The organism is Agrococcus baldri (assembly GCA_900114805.1).
GTDB classification, from domain to species: Bacteria; Actinomycetota; Actinomycetes; order Actinomycetales; family Microbacteriaceae; genus Agrococcus; species Agrococcus baldri.
Genome location: FOZN01000001.1, coordinates 782,254 through 800,076 on the forward strand (window position 1 = coordinate 782,254; position 17,823 = coordinate 800,076).

Consider the following 17,823-nt stretch of genomic DNA (forward strand, 5'->3'; position numbering starts at 1 on the left):
GGCCGATCGTAGACCCGCTGCCGCGCACCCGACAGCCTCGATCTCGGCTGCCGGCCGCGCACTACTCCAGGATGAACTGCCGGCTCTCCTGGCTCGCGTAGTCGCCGACCTGCACGCTGAGGTTGTAGGCGGCACCGCCGGCGGTGACCGGCGCGCGCTCAGAGGTGCAGCTGTCCGCGGACGAGCGGGTGCGGTCCCACTCGATCGGCACGGTCGTCTGCGGGGCGCCGGGCTCGAGCGTCGCGACGCTGTCCTGCACGTCGGCCGCGCAGTCCGACCAGCGGTAGACGAGCTCGTCGCCGGTGCGGATCTCGTACTCCTGCACGCTCGTGCCGGCGTTGAGCGAGCAGGCCTCCTCGCCGGTGTTCTCGATCGTGAACGAGAGCTGCACGGGCTCGTCGGCGGCGTACGTGCTGTGATCGGTCTGCGGCGTGATGCGCACCTGCTCGGTGACACATGGCTCGCCCGCATCCGCGGTCGGGTTGCCGCCGATCGGCGTGAACGGCTGCGTCTCGGTCGGCTGGGGCGTCTCGCTCAGCTCCGCCTCGTCCGCAGCGGGCGACTCCGGCGCGCTCTCGCTAGGTGCCGGCGACGGCGGCGCCTCGCTGGCCGCCCAGGGGCGCCAGATGAACAGCGCGACGGCAGCCACGACGATCAGCACGAGCAGCGCCAGCAGCGTGCGGCGTCGACGCACGGCCGCGCGGCGCTGTGCTGAGGGTCCCTTGCTCACTGATCCAGGGTAGGCGAGAGCGGGCTCAGAGGCGCTTGAGCATGCGCGTGTTGCCGAGCGTGTTGGGTTTGACGTGCGCGAGGTCGAGGAACTCGGCGACACCGCCGTCGGCCGAGCGCAGCAGCTCGGCGAAGACCTCGGGCGGCACCACGTGCTCGTCGACCTCCTCGTAGCCGTGCCGGCCGAAGAAGTCCGTCTCGAACGTGAGGCAGAACAGCCTCGTCAGTCCGAGGTGCCGCGCGCGGTGCTCGAGCGCGTCGAGCATGGCGTGGCCGACGCCCTTGCCGACGGCGCCCTCCGCAGCGGCGATGGTGCGCACCTCGCCCAGGTCCTCCCAGAGCACGTGCAGCGCGCCGCAGCCGACCAGCTCGCCGTCGCGCTCGGCGACCACGAACTCCTGCACCGCCTCGAAGAGCGTGACGAGCTCCTTGCCGAGCAGGATGCGGCGCTGCACGTAGGGCTCGATGAGCCGCTGCATCCCCCGCACGTCGCTCGTGCGGGCGGGCCGCACGGTGATGGCGGATGCGTCGGTGGTCACAGTCCCCGAGCCTACGCGGGAGCGATGGCGCGATGCGCACGCACCGAAGCGCGCAAGAGGGGCGGAACCGAAGCCCCGCCCCTCCTCACCGTGCGGTCCTCAGCCGCAGCTGATCAGTCGCGCCGTGTTCAGGCTGAGCGACGGCTCCCCGCCGAGCAGCGTGATCGAGGTCGGCGCCAGCGCGTCCAGCGCGTCCAGCACCGGCTGCGGCACGCAGCCCTCGCGGGTGATGAGCAGCGGCGCGCCCTGGGCTCCTGCCGCGGCGCCGCCCGCGAGAGCGTCCGGGAACAGCTGGCCGGTGGCGAGGTAGGCGCCGCTGGGCGCGGCGTCGAATGCCCCCAGCGTCACGATCGCGCTCGTGATGAACCGGTTGGCACCACCCTGGCGGGCGACGCTGTAACCGGCGTCGACGAGGTCGCCGGCGTTCGAGGACGGCACGGCGTCGGCGGAGCCGGCGACGCGCACGTTCTGGACGCCGAGCGCGTCGAGCGTCGCGATCGTCGCGGCCGGGATCTCCGTCCGCGTGTCGACCAGCACCAACGGCCATGCCAGGTGCCCGGCGGCGGCGCCGGCCGACAGCGCGTCGGGGAACCGCAGGCCGGTGGCGACGTATGCGCCGCCTGCCGTCTCGAACGCGTACTCCGCGACCAAGCGGCTGGTCTCGAAGCGGTTCTGCCCGGCGACCCGGTCGGTCGTCGTGACCGTCGCGATGGCGTCGATGGCCGTCTCGACCTCGGCGCTCACCGACGGCTGGTCGCCGACGATGACGACGCGCTCAGCGCCCAGTCGCGCGATCTCGTCCAGCACGACCGCGGGAGCCTCGCCCTTGCGGACGAGCAGCAGCGGGCCGCCCTCGTGCGCGGCAGCGGGACCGGCCGTCAGCGCGTCCGGCCAGACCTCGCCGCTGGCGACGTAGACGACCGGTGCACCCTCGGGGTAGACGTCCTTCGAGATCTCGACGGCCGTCAGAAAGCGGTTCTCGCCTGCGATGCGGTCGGTCGGGAGCACCTCGAGCTGGAACGGGATCTCGGTGCCGTTGTCAGCGCGCAGCGTGAACGTCGCGAGCCCCGCCTCCGCCGCGTCAGCGATGAACGTGACCTCGGCCGAGCTGCGCAGCGGCGCGCCCTGGGCGTCGTTCGTCACGACCACGTCGCCCGAGCCGACCACCTCGCCGGCGCCGTTGAGCACCTCGAGCGTCGTCGAGGGCACGGCGCCCGTCGAGCGGATGCGGTCGATCTGGCTGACCTGGATGGTCACCTCGCCACCCTTCTCGGCGGCGACCGGCAGACCCGTCACGTCCATGTGGTTCACCGTCCAGTCCGGCCCGATGCCGGGGTTGTCGGCCAGGTACGCGGTGAACGCGTCGAGGTCGACGAGCCCGGAGTCACGGCGGTCCGCGCCCTCTGGGAACACCCAGAAGTTGTCGCCGCCGTCGAGCAGGAACGACGCGGTCGCGACTCGGATCTCCTGCTCAGCCGTGACCGGGACTCCGTCGATGCGAACGTCGCTGACACGGTCGTTCAGGGCGCGGCTCGGGTCGGAGATGTAGGTGACGTTGTCGCTGATGCCCAGCTGCAGGTACGGGCGCGAGATGCCGGCGGTGCTGCCATCGGCATTGCGCTGCCACTGCTGCTCCAGCATCTCGTCCAACTGCGCACCCGTGAGGGTCACACTGCCGAGGTTGTTGATGAAGGGCAGCACCGCATTGGCCTCGGCCAGCCGGACGATGCCGTCAGCGGTCTCCTCCTCGCTCGCGGCGAAGAGCAGGTTGTCTCGCAGACCGCCGGGGTTGACGACGCCGATCTCCGCGCCACCACGCGACTCCGGTGCCACCTGGTCGCGATACATGTTCGCCACCAGCTCGCCCATCGTCGACTCCTCGGCGCGGTTGCCGCGATCCTGGAGCGGCACGGTGATGTCGGCGCTGATGGTGCCGACCTGCACGTTGCCCGCGACAGCGGCCGCATCCTCTGCGGCGTCGACGATCGTCGCGATCTCGGCGACGCGCGGGTACTTGGCGATGTACGCCGAGCCGTCCACATCCGGGGTGGCGACGTTCTCGACCGTGGTCGGCGTGATCACCCCCGTCGAGCGGTTGACTTCGAGCACCACGTGACCGACGTGACCGGCGTACTCGCCGGACTGCACGAACGGGCGCATGACGCCGGCTTCGCCCGGCACGGGCCGCAGCTCGGCATACGCCTGGTGCGTGTGGCCGTTGAAGACCACGTCGACATTGGCTGAGAACTCCGTGTCGTAGGCGAGGCCGTGGTCGTGCAGCTCGGCGACGACGATGTCGGCCTCACCGTTCGACGCATCGCCGTCGCTGAGCTCAGCGGCGACCCGGTTGATCGTCTCGGCGACCGGAGCGAACTCCACCCCGACGATGCCGCCGGGCGACACCAGCGAGGCTGTCTCCTCCGTCACCGCGCCGACCACGCCGACGGTCATGCCATCGATCTCGTAGGTCGCGTACGCAGGCCCGATCGGCGCGCCATCGAGCGTCACGTTGGCCGAGAGATAGGTCCAGTCAGCCAGCGGCATCACCCGATCGGTGAGGTCGGCGACGCCCCGGTCGAACTCGTGGTTGCCGACCGTCGAAGCGTCGAGCCCGAGCGCGTTCAGCACGTCGATCGTGGGCACGTCGTCCTGCGAGCCGGAGGTGAAGTTCGACGCGCCGATCAGGTCGCCGCCGCCGGTCAGCAACGAGCCTGTGGGGTACGCCGCTCGCAGGTCTTCGACGACGCCGGCGAAGTTCACGGTCAGCGGGCTCTCGACGCGCCCGTGGAAGTCATTGATGTGGATCAGGTTGACGACGGCGGTCGTCGCTGGGTCGATCGGCGCTGCCACCGCGGCCTGCGGGGCGACCATCAGCCCGAGTCCGAGTGCGCAGGCGGCGCCAACCGCGGTATTGCGCTTGAAGTGCTTCATCACAGTGTCTCCGTTGCCATGGATGCGGAAGGCGCACAGTGTGCGCCCAGGTCCACCCTAGGAAATTCCGAGGGTGAGCGCGAGGCCCAAAACTTGCCGGCAGGTGAACACTGGCTGACCTTCGCCGGAAACAGCGAGAAGGGGACCCCTCTCGGGATCCCCTTCTCGTGCAGGCAGCCGATCAGGCGTCGGCCGCCTCGAGCTCCGGCTCGTGCTGCTCCGGGCTGGTGTGCGTGAAGATGAACGCGTTGTCGGCGAAGTCCACCGTCACGTGCTCCCCCGCCCCCAGCTCGCCGTGCAGGATCTTCTCGCTCAGCACATCCTCGATCTCGTGCTGCACCGCGCGGCGCAGCGGCCGGGCGCCGAGCGCCGGGTCGTGCCCGATCTCGATCAGGCGCTGCTTGGCTGGCTTCGTCAGCTCGATCGTCATGTCGCGGTCGAGCAGGCGCTCGGCCAGGCGGCCGACGAAGAGGTCGACGATCTGCAGCAGCTCCTCGGAGCTCAGCTGCGGGAAGACGATCATCTCGTCGACGCGGTTGAGGAACTCCGGCTTGAAGTTCTTCTTGAGCTCCTCGCGGACCTTGCCGCGCATCCGCTCGTAGTCGTTCTCCGAGTCGCCCTCCAGCACGAAGCCGACCGGGCCACCGGAGATGTCCTTGGTGCCGAGGTTGGTCGTCATGATGATGACGGTGTTCTTGAAGTCGACCACGCGGCCCTGGCCGTCGGTGAGACGACCCTCCTCGAGGATCTGCAGCAGCGAGTTGAAGATGTCGACGTGCGCCTTCTCGATCTCGTCGAAGAGCACCACCGAGAACGGCTTGCGGCGCACCTTCTCGGTGAGCTGGCCGCCCTCTTCGAAGCCGACGAACCCGGGAGGGGCGCCGAAGAGCCGCGAGACGGTGTGCTTCTCGCTGAACTCCGACATGTCGAGCGAGATCAGGGCGTCCTCGTCGTCGAAGAGGAACTCCGCGAGCGCCTTCGCGAGCTCGGTCTTGCCGACGCCCGTGGGGCCGGCGAAGATGAACGAGCCCGAGGGGCGGCGGGGGTCCTTGAGGCCGGCGCGCTGACGGCGGATGGTCTTCGCCAGCACGCTGACGGCCTCCTCCTGGCCGATGACGCGCTGGTGCAGCGCCTTCTCCATGAAGACCAGGCGAGCCGACTCCTCCTCGGTGAGCTTGAACACCGGGATGCCGGTCGCGTTCGCGAGCACCTCGGCGATCACGCCCTCGTCGAGCACGCCGGTGGGGCCGCCGTTGCCCGAGCGCCACTTCTTCTCGAGGCGCAGCCGCTCGCCGAGCAGCTCCTTCTCCTCGTCGCGCAGCCGTGCCGCGGCCTCGAAGTCCTGGCCCTCGATGGCGCCCTCCTTGCGGCTGCGCACGTCGGCGATCTTCTCGTCGAACTCGCGCAGCTCCGGCGGGGCCGAGAGGATCGACAGCCGCAGTCGGGCGCCGCCCTCGTCGATCAGGTCGATCGCCTTGTCGGGCAGGAAGCGGTCCTGCACGTAGCGGTCGGCGAGGTTCGCCGCTGCCACGAGCGCGCCGTCGGTGATCGTCACCTTGTGGTGCGACTCGTAGCGGTCGCGCAGCCCCTTGAGGATGTTGATCGTGTGGGCGACCGACGGCTCGTTCACCTGGATGGGCTGGAACCGGCGCTCGAGCGCGGCATCCTTCTCGAAGTGCTTGCGGTACTCGTCGAGGGTGGTCGCGCCGATGGTCTGCAGCTCGCCGCGGGCGAGCAGCGGCTTCAGGATGTTCGCGGCGTCGATCGCGCCCTCTGCGGCACCGGCGCCGACGAGCGTGTGGATCTCGTCGATGAAGGTGATGATGTCGCCGCGGGTGCGGATCTCCTTCGTCACCTTCTTCAGGCGCTCCTCGAAGTCACCGCGGTAGCGGCTGCCCGCGATCAGCGAGCCGAGGTCGAGCGTGTAGACCTGCTTGTCCTTGAGCGTCTCGGGCACCTCGCCCTTGATGATCGCCTGCGCGAGCCCCTCGACGACGGCGGTCTTGCCGACGCCGGGCTCACCGATGAGCACCGGGTTGTTCTTGGAGCGGCGGGAGAGGATCTGCATGACCCGCTCGATCTCCTTCTCGCGCCCGATCACCGGGTCGAGCTTGCCGTCGCGCGCGGCCTGCGTGAGGTTGCGCCCGAACTGGTCGAGGATCTGCGAGCCCTTGGCGTCCGACTGCACGGTCTGGTCGCCGCCGACCGTGGTCGACTCCTTGCCCTGGTACCCGGCGAGCAGCTGGTTGACGGTCTGCCGCACGCGGTTGAGGTCGGCGCCCAGCTTGACGAGCACCTGGGCTGCGACGCCCTCGCCCTCACGGATGAGGCCGAGCAGCACGTGCTCGGTGCCGATGTAGTTGTGGCCGAGCTGCAGCGCCTCGCGCAGGCTCAGCTCGAGCACCTTCTTGGCGCGCGGCGTGAACGGGATGTGCCCGGAGGTCTGCTGGCTGCCGGAGCCGATCATGTCCTGCACCTGCGAGCGCACCGCATCGAGGGAGATGCCCAGCTGCTCGAGCGCCTTCGCGGCGACGCCGTCGCCCTCGTGGATGAGGCCGAGCAGGATGTGCTCCGTGCCGATGTAGTTGTGGTTCAGCAGCTTCGCCTCTTCTTGGGCGAGCACCACGACGCGGCGAGCGCGGTCGGTGAATCTCTCGAACATCGCTGCCTCCCTTCCTTGGTTCCCGAGCGTAGCCGCGGGCGCGGGGGCGGCGTGCGGCTGTTCGCTGTCGGCGCGACGCGGGACGACACAGACCGAGACAGACGGATGCGTCGTGGCCGCCGTGCGCACATCCCCCTTGCGCTCGTCACGGCTCGCCGCTACCGTATCGACAATCGATAACAACGATGATCGATAACGTTCGGCGCAGCGTCGGCGGGCTCGGATCGACAGGGATGGGAGTTGCCATGAGCGCGATCGCAGGCATGACAGGCATCGTCATGGCCACGCTGCTGCTGGGCGCGATCGCGCTGCTGGTGGTCGGTGTGCGCGCGCGGCGCGACGGAGGCTCGGGCGCCGTCGTGACCACGGCGCTGATCGTCGCCGCAGGATATGCAGTGCTCTCGGCGATCGGTGCGATCATCGCCCTGCTCGCCGTGCTGCTCCAGAACCCGGTGGGCATCACCGTGCCGGTGCAGGAGTTCTGGCCGCAGCTGCCCGCGGGCGCAGAGGTCGGCGGCACGACCGCGACCCGCGCCGGCGGGGGCTTCTCCTCGGCTGACCTGCTCATCGCCGACCTGAGCCTCGGCGCTCGGCTGTGCTGGGCGATCGCGCTGGCGCTCGGCTGGCTCGTGCCCGGCGCCGTCGCGGCGCTGATCGCCGTCGGGTGCCTGCGGCTGCGCGCCGGTCGGCCGTTCGCGCCGCTGCTCGAGCGCATGACGATGCTGACGGCAGTCGTCGTACTGGTCGGCGGCCTGCTGGCCGAGGTGCTCGGCGACATCGCCGGCAGCATGGCGGCGCAGGAGGCTCTGGCGTGGACGAGCGCAGCCTGGACGGGCGATCTGGCGGACCCGTCCGTGCTGCTGCCGCAGCCCGGCTTCCGGATCGACGTGCCGCTGTGGCCCGTCGGCGCAGGCTTCGGGCTCGCCGCCCTCGCCACGGTCTTCCGCCACGGCCGTCAGCTGCAGCGCGACTCGGAGGGCCTCGTCTAGTGCCCGCGGAGGAGGATCTCTCGCGCCTGCACTGCCGGCTCGACGAGCTGCTCGTCGAGCGCGGCATCACCCTGACGGCGCTCGCCGAGCAGGTGGGCGTCAGCCTGGTCAACCTCTCGGTGCTGAAGAACGACCGGGCCAAGGCCATCCGCTTCTCCACCCTGATCGCGCTCTGCGACGCGCTCGGGTGCCAGCCGGGCGAGCTGTTCACGGTCGACGCTCACGGAACGCAAGGCTCCGCTCGATAGCCTCGATGCGAAGACGCGAGGAGCACGGTGACCGATCAGCCCCAGCCCTGGGACCAGCCGCAGGGACAGCAGCCCGACGCCGGGCAGCAGCCGCAGTACGGGCAGTACTACGGAGAACCCGCGCAGTACGGGCAGCAGCCGCAGCATGGCGCGCTCGGTCGGTACGGCCAGCCGCCGTTCGGCGCCCCGGCGCCCGGCTACGGGCAGCCCCAGGGGCAGTCCCACTTCGGGCAGCCCCAGTACGGGCAGCCGCAGTACGGCACCGCGCCCTATGGCCAGCCAGGCTTCGCCATGCAGCCGCCGGCCCCGAAGCGCCCGGCGCTGCTGCCTGCCGCGCTGCCGATGTCGGGCCTCTCCTATCCGCAGGCGTTCCGGCCGTTCGAGCGTCGCGTCGGCCGCTGGTTCATCGCCTGGGCGATCGCCATCGGCTTCTTCATGGCGGGCCAGATCATCTCGCTCACCCTGATGCTGCCGGGCCTTGTCGACTTCTTCGCCACCCTCGACCCGACGACCATGCCGACCGACGAGACCCAGCTGGGCATGGACTTCATCGAGTCTGTGGTCGCGACTCCGCTCGGCATGGTCGCGGTGAACATGGCGTGGGCGGCGATGATCCCCGGAGCGATCGTGGCGATGGCGGGGTTCGGCAAGGGTGCCGCCGGCTTCGCGATGAGCGTGGTCGGCCGCTGGCGCTGGAGCGCCGTGGCCCGCTCGGCGCTGGTGATCGTGCCGATCTTCGCCGTCTACATCGGCATCTCGCTCTGGATGGATCCCACGCTCGAATGGCAGTGGAACCCCAACTGGGGCCTCGTCATCGCCGTGCTGCTGACCACGCCGCTGCAGTCGACCGGCGAGGAGTTCACCTTCCGCGGGCTGCTGCCGCAGCTGATGGGCGGCTGGCGCGTGCACCGCTACGTGCCGGCGCTCGTGATGCTGCTGCCGGTGCTGCTGGTGATGGTGCTGCAGCCGGCCACCTGGTGGCTGTCGCTGCTTGCGCTCGTCGCCGCGGCGGTGGGCCCCTGGGTGCTCCCCGGCCGCTTCGGCACCGCGGTCTGGACCGGCGTCGCGACCGGCCTCCTCTTCGGTGCCATGCATGCGCATCCGTCGATCGCGGCGACGCTGCAGCTCGCCCTGGTCGGCTTCACCTGCTCGATGCTCACGTACCGCACCGGCGGTCTCGAGGCGGCGTCCGTGCTGCACACCTCGAACAACGTGTTCATCATGGTGCCGCTCGCGCTCACCGGCACCTCGGCGTTCTCGGGCCAGCCGGTCGCGGGCGAGGACTGGCTCTCGACCGCCATCACGGCGGCGGCGCTCGGCCTCGCCTACCTCGCGGTGCACTTCACGATGGCGAAGACGCAGCGCTTCACCACCGGCAGCGCCGCCGCCGACATGCTCGAACCGCGGCCGGTCGCGCCGCAGCAGCCGGCGCCGGCCAGCGCCTACTGAGCGAAGCGCCGGCGCTTGCCGCAGGCGCGCCCGATGCGCGGGCGACTGCCGCAGGAACGACTACTGCGGGTCGGGCGGGCTGGCCGAGTGCACCGGCTCAACCACCGCATCCGGCATCGCACTCGCGGTCGCGCCAGCGGTTGCGCCCGCGCCCGTCGCGGCGGCGGTGCCCGGGGTTGCGCCCGCGCCCGTGGCTGCGCCCGTGCCCGCGGCAGCGCCGGTGGATGCGCCAGCGACCTTCGGCGGCAGGCCCAGCTTGGCGCGCTCCTCGGCCTCGATGCGGTCGTACTCGCGGCGCGCGGTGCGGTCGCCGCGCAGGATCATGCGCATGACCATCCAGAAGATGAGCCCGAGCACGATGGTCGGCACGAGCGAGAAGATCGCGTTCCCCCACCAGCTCTCAGGCATGGCTCGAGTCTACCGCCGGCTCAGGTGAGCAGCTCGCGCACCCGCTCGCGGCCGATCGCGAGCAGCAGCGTCGGGATGCGCGGCCCCGTCTCGCGGCCGACGAGCAGCCGGTAGAGCAGCGCGAAGAACGCGCGCTGGGCCGCCGAGAGCTCCTTGTCGCCCTTCACCATGGCGCCCGGCTCGAGGCCGCGCTGCACCTTCGCGACGCCGTACACCTGGTGCGTCAGCCCGTCGAGCGTCCACGCCTCCTCGATCGCCGGCAGCCCCTGGCCGCCGTCGAGCAGCAGCCGCACGCCGTCGCGCTCGGTCTCGGTGAGCGCATCGAGCGCCTCCCGGTCGGGCGCGTCCCGCACGGCCGTGTGCTCCTCGTCCGGCATGTGGGTCGCGACCCAGGCCTCGACCCTGTCGAGCCGCGGGCGCAGCGGGTCGAGCGAGGTGATCGGATCCTCTGCGTCGAGCCCGCCCAGGATCCGCAGCACCTGCGCCTCGTCGCCGAAGGTGATGTCGACGATGGATGCGAGGGTGCGGTAGGCGACGCGGCGCGGGGTCTGCGGCAGGGTTTCGTGGGCGGTCGAGGTGGCGCGCTCGAGCGCGGCGAGCTCCGCCTCGCCCGCCGTGCCGGCGTCGGCCTTGCGAAGCAGCGCGTCCCACTCGTCGTAGGTGCGCTGCAGCTCGGAGCCGAAGGCGACGTCGAAGGACTGGTTCATCCGGCGGCGGGCGTAGAGCCAGCGCAGCACGGGCGCCTCCATCACCGCGAGCGCGTCGGCGGGCACGGGGGCGCCGCCGCGCGAGGACGACATCTTGGCGACGCCGCCGAAGCCGACGAAGGCGTACATCGGGCCCAGCGGCCGCTGCCAGCCGAACACGGGCGCGAGCTCGAGCCCGACCTGGAAGGAGGAGCCGGGGCTCTGGTGGTCGACGCCGGAGGGCTCGAACACGACCCGCTCGTAGGCCCAGCGCATCGGCCAGTCGACCTTCCAGACCAGCTTGCCCGAGCGGAACTCCCGCAGCAGCACCGTCTCGCGGTGCCCGCACTGGCACGAGTAGGTCATCTCGGTCGACTCGTCGTCGTAGGCCTCGATGGTGGTGAGGTCCTTGCCGCAGCGCGTGCAGTAGGGCTTGTAGGGGTAGTACTCGGTGCCGCCGGACTCGACACCCGCAGAGCCGTCGTCCTCGGCGGCCGCGCCGGAGGACGCGTCGAGCGCCCGCTGCAGCTCCTCGTCCTCGTCCTTGGCGGCGGGCAGGGTGCGGAACTGCGCCAGGATCGCGTCGATCTCGCGGCGGTGCCGCATGGCGTGCAGGATCTGCTCGGTGTAGGCGCCGGCGGCGTACTGCTCGGTCTGGCTGATGCCCCGGTAGCGGATGCCCGCCTCGGCGAAGGAGGCCTCGGCGGCACTGCGGAAGTGCGCGGCCCACGACTCGTGCTCGCTGCCGGGCGGGGCCGGCACGCTGGTGAGCGGCTTGCCGATGTGCTCGCTCCACGTCTCGTCGACGCCCTCGATGCCGGCGGGCACCTTGCGGAAGCGGTCGTAGTCGTCCCAGCTGAAGATGTGCTCGGCCTCGAGGCCGCGGCGCTGGATCTCGTCGACGACCAGGTGCGGGCTCATCACCTCGCGGAAGTTGCCGAGGTGGATCGGTCCGGAGGGCGAGATGCCGGATGCGGCGACGGGCACGGTGCCGCGGCGTGCGGCCTCGGCGATCACGTCATCGGCGAGGCGCGAGACCCAGTCGGCCCGCTCGGGCTCGGCGGCGGCCTCGAGCGTGCCGGTGTCGGCGGCGGTGCTGTCGTCAGGCATCTCAGTCACGACTCCCGATCCTACCGACGCCACCGCATCCGCCGCCCTTCGCCTGCGCGCGCATGCCGCCCGTTCGCGGTGGGCAACAGGGTCACGAACTGCTGTCCACGGCGCGCGTCTCGCGCAGAACGTGACCCATCTGCAGCGGGCGCACGAGCCCGCAGGCGTCAGGGGACGACGGTGATGAGGTTGTCGATCAGCCGCACGGTGTTCGATGAGCCGGTGCCGACGCGGGCGGCGACCAGCACCTGCACGGGGCCGTGGTGCGACTCGCCCGCGAACGCGAACGTGGCCGGGTCGACGATCGCCAGGTAGTCGAGCTGCACGCCGGTGTCGGACTGGAACACCGACTGCGCCGCCGCCAGCATCGCCTCGACGCCGCGGTCGGCAGCGGAGCCCGCCGCCTCGAGCGCGCGCGAGAGGGCGAGGGCATCCTGCCGCTCCCCCGGCGACAGCAGCGCGTTGCGGCTCGAGAGCGCCAGCCCGTCGGCCTCGCGCACCGTCGGCACGCCGACGATCGTCAGCGGCAGGTTCAGGTCGCGCACCATGCGGCGCACGAGGAAGAGCTGCTGCGCATCCTTCTCGCCGAAGACCGCGACGTCGGGCCGCACGATCGAGAAGAGCTTCGCCACCACGGTCAGCACGCCGTCGTAGTGGCCGGGCCGGCTGCGGCCCTCGAGCACCGTGCCGAGGCGGCCGGCGGTGACGAGCGTGGCGCTGCGGCCGCCGTCCGGGTACATCTCCTCGACCGAGGGCATGAAGACCGCCTCGACCCCCAGCACGATGAGCTGCTCGGTGTCGGCCTTCGGCATGCGCGGGTAGCGGTCGAGATCCTCGTGCGGCCCGAACTGCAGCGGGTTGACGAACACCGACGCGATCACGACGTCGGCGTGCTGGTGGGCGACGCGCACGAGTTCGAGGTGGCCGGCGTGCAGCGCCCCCATCGTCGGCACGAGCGCGACGCGCTTGCCCTCAGCGCGGGCACGCGCGACAAAGGTGCGGGCGTCGTCGATGGTGGTCAGGGTCTGGATGGGCATGCGCTCTCCACGGTGCGGGGACTCGTAGAAGCCTAGAGGTGCCTAGGCTGGGCTCATGCCGCACCGCGCAGTCGTCATCACGGTCTCCGACCGCGCCGCCGCGGGCACGAGGGCGGATGCGTCGGGTCCCGTCGCGGTCGAGGCGCTGCGGCGGGCGGGATTCGCGTGCGACGACGCGGTCGTCGTGCCCGACGGCGCCGACTCGGTCGAGGCGGCGCTGCGCGATGCCCTCGCGGCACGGCCGCTGCTCGTGCTCACCAGCGGAGGCACCGGCATCGCGCCGAGCGACCAGACGCCGGAGGGCACCGACCGCGTGCTCGAGCGCCCGGTGCCGGGCATCGCCGAGGAGCTGCGCCGCATCGGTGCGGCCGCGGCGCCCGGCGGCCTGCTCTCCCGCGGCCTCGCGGGCGTCGCGGGCGGGGCGCTGGTCGTGAACCTGCCGGGCTCGCCCGGCGGCGTCGCCGACGGGGTCGAGGCGGTGCTGCGCGTCGCCGACCACGTCGCGAGCCAGCTGGGCGGCGGTGACCACCGATGAGCGAGGCGATGCATGCCGGCGCCGCTACTGACTCCGCGGCCGGTGCCGTGCGCCTCGCGCGCGTCGAGAGCGTGCCGCTCGACCTGGCGGCGCACCTGGCCGCGGTGGAGGACGACACCGCCGGCGCGATCTCCACCTTCATCGGCCGCGTGCGCGATCACGACCCGCACGCGAGCGCGCCGGTCGTCGCGCTCGAGTACTCGGCGCACCCGGATGCGTCGGCGGCGCTGCGCGGCATCGCCGAGCGCGCCGCCGCGGGCACGCGGGCGGTGGTGGCGGTGAGCCACCGCGTCGGCACGCTGCAGGTGGGCGATCTGGCGGTCGTGATCGCGGTCGCCGCGCCGCACCGCGATGAGGCCTTCACCGTCTGCCGCGCCGTGATCGAGACGATCAAGCTGGAGCTGCCGGTGTGGAAGCGGCAGCACGCCGCCGACGGATCGGCCCAGTGGCAGGGGCTCGGGGGCTGATCGCTCGCCCGCGCGCGATCGGTGCGGCCGCGGCTCAGCCACCCGCGAACGGCGGCAGCACGTCGACGAGCTCGGCGTCGGCGAGCGAGGCGGCGTCGTCGACGCGAGAGCCGTCGACGAGCACCGCGCACTGCGACAGGATGCCGGCGAGCCCCGGATGGTCGGCGACCAGGCCGGCGCGCAGCGCGCCGACGGTCTGCTCGCCGCGCCGCTCCTCGTCGAGACCGGTGGCCTCCAGTGCGGCCGCGAAGTAGCGCACGCGGGTCACGCCGAGCCCTCCACGCTGTCGGTGGCGGCGCGGGTCTGCCACCGGTCGGCGAGCTTCGTGATGGCGGCGACGGCGGCCTCGATCTGCTCCGGATCGCCGCCGCGGGAGCCCGCGACCAGTCCGGCGACGAACGCGCTCAGCGGTGCCGCCGGGCGGGCGACGCCGACCGCGACGTCGCGCGCGAGATCGAGCACGAGCGCGATCGGCACCGCATCGGCGGGCAGGTCGAAGTGCGTGCGCAGGGCTACCGACCACTCGTCGAGCGCCTCCGGCGGCAGGGTGTGTGCGGTGCTCATGGCGCCTCCTCCTGGCTGTCCTCGGTCGCTCGCGCCGCGTCGGCCCGAGCACGTGCCTGCTCCAGATCGTCCCAGGTGTCGACGTCCGCCGCCAGCGCTGCTGGCGCGTCGGCGAGCTCGAGCGCGAGCCGCGCCAGCAGCATCCGCATCGAGGCGCCAGCGCCCGACTCCGGCAGCGCTGCCGCCGCAGAGCGCAGCGCGCTCGTGCGGTAGAGCCCGCACAGCCACTGCGCGCGTCCGCCGACCGCGAGGCAGCGGCCGTCGAGCCCCGCCGGCAGCGCCTCGATGCCGTCGCGCAGCCGCAGCGCGGCGGCGGGTGCCGCCGGCTGATCGCACGCGAGCACGAGGGTCCACGCGGGCTCGGGCGCCGACGCCGGCTCCGCGAGCGCCGCCACGATGCCGGCGGCCGGCCCGCCGAGCGGCGGCTGCTCCCGCACCCAGCGCACGTGCGCGCCCACCGCATCCGCCACCGGGCCGGCGACGGTCACCGGACTGCAGCCGAGCGCCTCGGCGGCGTCGATCGCGAGCTGCAGCAGGCTGCGCCCGCCGACCTCGAGCAGCGGCTTGTGCACGCCGCCCATGCGCGAGCCGCGCCCGCCCGCGAGCAGCACCGCCGCGCAGCCGCCAGCCGGGGCTGCGGCATCGGTCGCCGGCGCGCTCATCGGCCGCTCAGTCCGCCTGCGGCCGCACCCAGGCGCCGGAGCGGCCGCCCTCCTTCGCGACGATGCGCACGTGCTCGATCGAGGCGAGCCGATCCATGCCCTTCACCATGTCGATCACCGCGAGTGCGGCGACCGAGACGGCGGTGATCGCCTCCATCTCGACGCCCGTGCGGTCGGCGGTGCGCACGGTGGCCTCGATCTCGACGCCGTCGTCGACGACGGCCAGGTCGACCACGGCGCCGTGGACGCCGATCACGTGCGCGAGCGGCAGCAGCTCTGCGGTGCGCTTGGCCGCCTGGATGCCGGCGATGCGGGCGAGCGCGAGCACGTCGCCCTTGGGGACGGTGCCGTCGCGCAGCGCGGCGATCACCTCGGCGCTGCAGCGCACCGAGCCGCGCGCGGTCGCCGCCCGCACGGTGGGCGTCTTGCCGGTGACATCGACCATGCGGGCATGCCCCGCGGCATCCAGATGCGTGAAGCTCATGCGACCACCATGACATCGACGAGGTCGCCCTCGGTCACCTGCTCGGTCTCCGCCGGCACCACCGCGTACGCCTCGGCGTGCGCGAGCCCGCCCGCGAGGTGCGATCCGGAGCCGCCGGCCGTCGCGGGGGCGACGCGCCAGCGCGACGGGTCGGCGCGGTCGATCGCCGCGGGCAGGTACTGGCGCCGCCCGGGCGGGCAGCGCCAGCCGACCGCGGCGGGCAGCCGCAGCGCCGGCCGCGCGAGCTCGCTCGCGCCCTGCATCGCCTGCAGCGCCGGGCGCACGAAGACCTCGAACGAGACGGCGGCGCTCACCGGATTGCCCGGCAGGCCGAACAGCAGCATGCCGCCGGCGGTCTCGCCGAAGCCCTGCGGCTTGCCCGGCTGCATCGCGACCTTCGTGAACGCCATCGTGCCGCTGAGCGCCGTCCGCACCGGCTCGTAGGCGCCGGCGCTCACGCCGCCCGTGCTGACGAGGGCGTCGGCGCCGGCGGCCTCTGCCTCGGCGACCGCCGCGACCAGGTCGTCGCCGCCGTCGCCCACCGAGCGCACGAGCACGACCTCCGCCCCCGCGTCGGCCGCGAGCGCGGCGAGCAGCACGCTGTTCGACTCGGGGATCTGGCCGCGCCGCAGCTCGGCGCCGGCGGCGACGAGCTCCGCGCCCGTGGAGACGACGGCCACGCGCGGCCGGCGCGACACGATCGCCTGCGCCACCCCTGCCGCGGCCATCGCCTGCAGCGCGAGCGGGCTGAGCCGCACGCCGGGGGCCAGCAGCGGCTCGCCGGCGCGCAGATCCTCGCCGCGGCGGCGCACGTGGCGGCCGCGGGCGGCCGGTGCGCGCACGACTTCGACGACCCCGAGCGAGTCGGCGAGGCCGCCCGCGGTGTCCTCGAACGGCACGACGGTGTCGGCGGCGGCCGGCATCGGCGCGCCGGTCATGATGCGCGCGGCCTGCCCTGCATCGAGCGGGGGGTCGAGGGCGGAGCCCGCCGGCACGTCGGCGACCACCGCGAGCCGCGACGGCAGTGAGACGAGGTCGTCGAAGCGCACCGCGAAGCCGTCCATGGCAGAGTTGTCGAAGACGGGGATGTCGACGCGGGCGCGCACCGGCTCGCGCAGCACGCGGCCGAGCGCGAGCGCCACCGGGAGCGCCTCCGTCGGCAGCGCGCGCATGCGCGCGAGCACGGTCGCGAGCTGCGCCTCGACCTCGATCGGCGCGGCGCTCACGCCCGAGCGCCCTGCCGCTGGGCGTCCCACGCGAGCATGCCGCCGGCGAGCACCGCGGCGTCGACGCCCACCGCCTGCAGCGCCGCGGCGGCGGCGTGCGCGCGCGGGCCCGTGCGGCACACGACGACCGTCTGCCCGCCGTCGCCGGCGGCTGAGCGCGGGTCGGCGAGCAGCGCGGCCAGCGGCAGATGCTGCGCGCCGGGGATCATGCCCTCGGCGACCTCGTCGGGCTCGCGCACGTCGAGCACGCGCGCCCCGGCCAGGGCGGCTTCGCCCACCTCGCGCACGCGCGGCGGCGCGACCGGCGGCGCGGCTGCCCGCGCGGGGCGCACGCGCAGCTCGCGCTGCGTCGCGCGCAGCCCGTCGATGACGAGCACCCGGCCGAGCAGGCTCTCCCCGACGCCGGTGATGAGCTTGATCGCCTCGAGCGCCATGAGCGAGCCCACCTGCAGGCACAGCGCACCCATCACGCCCACTTGCGCGCAGGAGGGCAGCTCGCCGACCGATGCCGGCGGGTGCAGATCGGCGAGCACCACCGGGGCGACACCGGCGGGCGGCGCGCTCCAGAAGACCGTCACCTGCGCGTCGAAGGCCTGGATCGTGCCCCACACGAGCGGCACGCCGAGCTGCTCGCAGGCGCTCGCGACCATCGCGCGGGTGTCGAAGCTGTCGGAGCCGTCGATCACCAGGTGGGCGCCGCGCAGCGCCTCGGCGGTGTTCGCCGGCGTGAGCCGCAGCTCGAGCGGCACCACCCGCGTCTCGGAGAGCTCCGGCGCCACGCGAGCGGCGGAGGCGACCTTGGGTGCGCCGACATCGCCGAGCCGATGGATGACCTGCCGGTGCAGGTTCGAGATCTCGACCACGTCGTCGTCGATCACGGTGAGCGTGCCGACGCCCGCGGAGGCGAGCGCGAGCACGAGCGGCGAGCCGAGGCCGCCCGCGCCGACGATGGCGACGTGCGCGGCTGCCAGTCGGCGCTGGCCGAGCTCCCCCAGCTGGGGCAGGCGCGCGTGGCGAGCGGTGCGCAGGCGCTCGCGCTCCGTCAGCGCGTCGATCGGCTCGACCAGCGGGACCATTCCCATGCCGCCAGGCTACGC

At 72.8% G+C, this 17,823-nt stretch carries 18 protein-coding genes; 5 read left to right on the top strand and 13 right to left on the bottom strand.

The window, feature by feature from the left end:
• Positions 1-61: 61 nt before the first annotated feature.
• The 4 genes from BM288_RS03760 to BM288_RS03775 form a co-directional block, all read right to left on the bottom strand.
• Positions 62-730: a hypothetical protein gene (locus BM288_RS03760; RefSeq protein WP_092915964.1), complete on the bottom strand. Its 669-nt coding sequence runs from the start codon at positions 728-730 to the stop codon at positions 62-64.
• A gap of 25 nt (positions 731-755) precedes the next feature.
• Complete coding sequence (locus BM288_RS03765; protein WP_092915966.1) at positions 756-1,268, bottom strand: amino-acid N-acetyltransferase; 513 nt, start codon at positions 1,266-1,268, stop codon at positions 756-758.
• Between the two features lie 99 nt (positions 1,269-1,367).
• A complete protein-coding gene (locus tag BM288_RS03770; RefSeq protein WP_092915968.1) occupies positions 1,368-4,199 on the bottom strand; it encodes a cell wall-binding repeat-containing protein in 2,832 nt (943 codons plus the stop codon).
• A 181-nt stretch (positions 4,200-4,380) separates the two neighbouring features.
• On the bottom strand, positions 4,381-6,861 hold the full coding sequence (locus tag BM288_RS03775) for an ATP-dependent Clp protease ATP-binding subunit (RefSeq protein WP_092915970.1): 2,481 nt from the start codon (positions 6,859-6,861) through the stop codon (positions 4,381-4,383).
• A gap of 245 nt (positions 6,862-7,106) precedes the next feature.
• On the opposite strand from BM288_RS03775, the gene BM288_RS03780 reads away from it, so the two are divergent.
• Genes BM288_RS03780 through BM288_RS03790 form a run of 3 tightly spaced genes read left to right on the top strand, consistent with a single transcriptional unit; the run spans position 7,107 to position 9,547 of the window.
• Complete coding sequence (locus BM288_RS03780; protein ID WP_092915972.1) at positions 7,107-7,850, top strand: hypothetical protein; 744 nt, start codon at positions 7,107-7,109, stop codon at positions 7,848-7,850.
• A complete protein-coding gene (locus BM288_RS03785; protein ID WP_092915974.1) occupies positions 7,850-8,098 on the top strand; it encodes a helix-turn-helix domain-containing protein in 249 nt (82 codons plus the stop codon). Before BM288_RS03780 ends, BM288_RS03785 begins: the two co-directional genes overlap by 1 nt.
• A 27-nt stretch (positions 8,099-8,125) precedes the next feature.
• Positions 8,126-9,547, top strand: a complete 1,422-nt coding sequence (locus BM288_RS03790) for a CPBP family intramembrane glutamic endopeptidase (protein ID WP_092915976.1) — start codon at positions 8,126-8,128, stop codon at positions 9,545-9,547.
• A gap of 60 nt (positions 9,548-9,607) precedes the next feature.
• Here BM288_RS03790 and BM288_RS03795 read toward each other — a convergent pair whose 3' ends face one another.
• The 3 genes from BM288_RS03795 to panC all read right to left on the bottom strand — a co-directional run bounded on the left by BM288_RS03795 (position 9,608) and on the right by panC (position 12,788).
• Positions 9,608-9,955 (bottom strand): hypothetical protein, encoded by a 348-nt coding sequence (locus BM288_RS03795; RefSeq protein ID WP_092915978.1) that lies wholly within the window; start codon positions 9,953-9,955, stop codon positions 9,608-9,610.
• A gap of 20 nt (positions 9,956-9,975) precedes the next feature.
• On the bottom strand, positions 9,976-11,751 hold the full coding sequence (lysS, locus tag BM288_RS03800) for a lysine--tRNA ligase (protein ID WP_092916239.1): 1,776 nt from the start codon (positions 11,749-11,751) through the stop codon (positions 9,976-9,978).
• Positions 11,752-11,918: 167 nt separating this feature from the next.
• On the bottom strand, positions 11,919-12,788 hold the full coding sequence (gene panC, locus BM288_RS03805) for a pantoate--beta-alanine ligase (protein ID WP_092915980.1): 870 nt from the start codon (positions 12,786-12,788) through the stop codon (positions 11,919-11,921).
• Positions 12,789-12,843: 55 nt separating this feature from the next.
• Here panC and BM288_RS03810 point away from each other — a divergent pair, with 55 nt between their 5' ends.
• Together BM288_RS03810 and BM288_RS03815 are read left to right on the top strand one after the other, a co-directional pair.
• Entirely contained in the window at positions 12,844-13,323 is a 480-nt protein-coding gene (locus BM288_RS03810; RefSeq protein WP_092915982.1) for a MogA/MoaB family molybdenum cofactor biosynthesis protein, read from the top strand.
• On the top strand, positions 13,320-13,790 hold the full coding sequence (locus BM288_RS03815) for a molybdenum cofactor biosynthesis protein MoaE (RefSeq protein ID WP_318255308.1): 471 nt from the start codon (positions 13,320-13,322) through the stop codon (positions 13,788-13,790). Before BM288_RS03810 ends, BM288_RS03815 begins: the two co-directional genes overlap by 4 nt.
• Positions 13,791-13,824: 34 nt before the next feature.
• Here the strand turns inward: BM288_RS03815 and BM288_RS03820 are convergent, their stop codons facing one another.
• Genes BM288_RS03820 through BM288_RS03845 form a run of 6 tightly spaced genes read right to left on the bottom strand, consistent with a single transcriptional unit; the run spans position 13,825 to position 17,808 of the window.
• Complete coding sequence (locus BM288_RS03820; protein WP_092915984.1) at positions 13,825-14,058, bottom strand: MoaD/ThiS family protein; 234 nt, start codon at positions 14,056-14,058, stop codon at positions 13,825-13,827.
• Positions 14,055-14,354, bottom strand: coding sequence for a DUF6457 domain-containing protein (locus tag BM288_RS03825; protein ID WP_092915986.1), 300 nt, complete (start codon positions 14,352-14,354; stop codon positions 14,055-14,057). Before BM288_RS03825 ends, BM288_RS03820 begins: the two co-directional genes overlap by 4 nt.
• Positions 14,351-15,016, bottom strand: a complete 666-nt coding sequence (gene mobA, locus BM288_RS03830; RefSeq protein ID WP_092915988.1) for a molybdenum cofactor guanylyltransferase — start codon at positions 15,014-15,016, stop codon at positions 14,351-14,353. The genes BM288_RS03825 and mobA overlap by 4 nt, the downstream gene beginning before the upstream one ends.
• A gap of 7 nt (positions 15,017-15,023) precedes the next feature.
• Positions 15,024-15,500, bottom strand: coding sequence for a cyclic pyranopterin monophosphate synthase MoaC (gene moaC / locus BM288_RS03835; protein ID WP_092915990.1), 477 nt, complete (start codon positions 15,498-15,500; stop codon positions 15,024-15,026).
• Positions 15,497-16,672 carry a molybdopterin molybdotransferase MoeA gene (locus BM288_RS03840; protein ID WP_404799684.1) on the bottom strand — a complete coding sequence of 392 codons (1,176 nt, stop codon included), beginning with the start codon at positions 16,670-16,672 and terminating at the stop codon, positions 15,497-15,499. Before BM288_RS03840 ends, moaC begins: the two co-directional genes overlap by 4 nt.
• Positions 16,673-16,722: 50 nt before the next feature.
• Positions 16,723-17,808, bottom strand: coding sequence for a ThiF family adenylyltransferase (locus BM288_RS03845; RefSeq protein ID WP_092915994.1), 1,086 nt, complete (start codon positions 17,806-17,808; stop codon positions 16,723-16,725).
• Between the last annotated feature and the right edge of the window lie 15 nt (positions 17,809-17,823).

Excerpts from the sequence above, each read along its gene's own strand:
- BM288_RS03770 (WP_092915968.1), bottom strand. The coding sequence starts at position 4,199 with ATGAAGCACTTCAAGCGCAATACCGCGGTTGGCGCCGCCTGCGCACTC.
- BM288_RS03775 (WP_092915970.1), bottom strand. The coding sequence starts at position 6,861 with ATGTTCGAGAGATTCACCGACCGCGCTCGCCGCGTCGTGGTGCTCGCC.
- BM288_RS03780 (WP_092915972.1), top strand. The coding sequence starts at position 7,107 with ATGAGCGCGATCGCAGGCATGACAGGCATCGTCATGGCCACGCTGCTG.
- BM288_RS03795 (WP_092915978.1), bottom strand. The coding sequence starts at position 9,955 with ATGCCTGAGAGCTGGTGGGGGAACGCGATCTTCTCGCTCGTGCCGACC.
- lysS (WP_092916239.1), bottom strand. The coding sequence starts at position 11,751 with ATGCCTGACGACAGCACCGCCGCCGACACCGGCACGCTCGAGGCCGCC.
- panC (WP_092915980.1), bottom strand. The coding sequence starts at position 12,788 with ATGCCCATCCAGACCCTGACCACCATCGACGACGCCCGCACCTTTGTC.
- BM288_RS03810 (WP_092915982.1), top strand. The coding sequence starts at position 12,844 with ATGCCGCACCGCGCAGTCGTCATCACGGTCTCCGACCGCGCCGCCGCG.
- BM288_RS03815 (WP_318255308.1), top strand. The coding sequence starts at position 13,320 with ATGAGCGAGGCGATGCATGCCGGCGCCGCTACTGACTCCGCGGCCGGT.
- BM288_RS03825 (WP_092915986.1), bottom strand. The coding sequence starts at position 14,354 with ATGAGCACCGCACACACCCTGCCGCCGGAGGCGCTCGACGAGTGGTCG.
- mobA (WP_092915988.1), bottom strand. The coding sequence starts at position 15,016 with ATGAGCGCGCCGGCGACCGATGCCGCAGCCCCGGCTGGCGGCTGCGCG.
- moaC (WP_092915990.1), bottom strand. The coding sequence starts at position 15,500 with ATGAGCTTCACGCATCTGGATGCCGCGGGGCATGCCCGCATGGTCGAT.
- BM288_RS03840 (WP_404799684.1), bottom strand. The coding sequence starts at position 16,672 with ATGCGCGCGCTGCCGACGGAGGCGCTCCCGGTGGCGCTCGCGCTCGGC.
- BM288_RS03845 (WP_092915994.1), bottom strand. The coding sequence starts at position 17,808 with ATGGGAATGGTCCCGCTGGTCGAGCCGATCGACGCGCTGACGGAGCGC.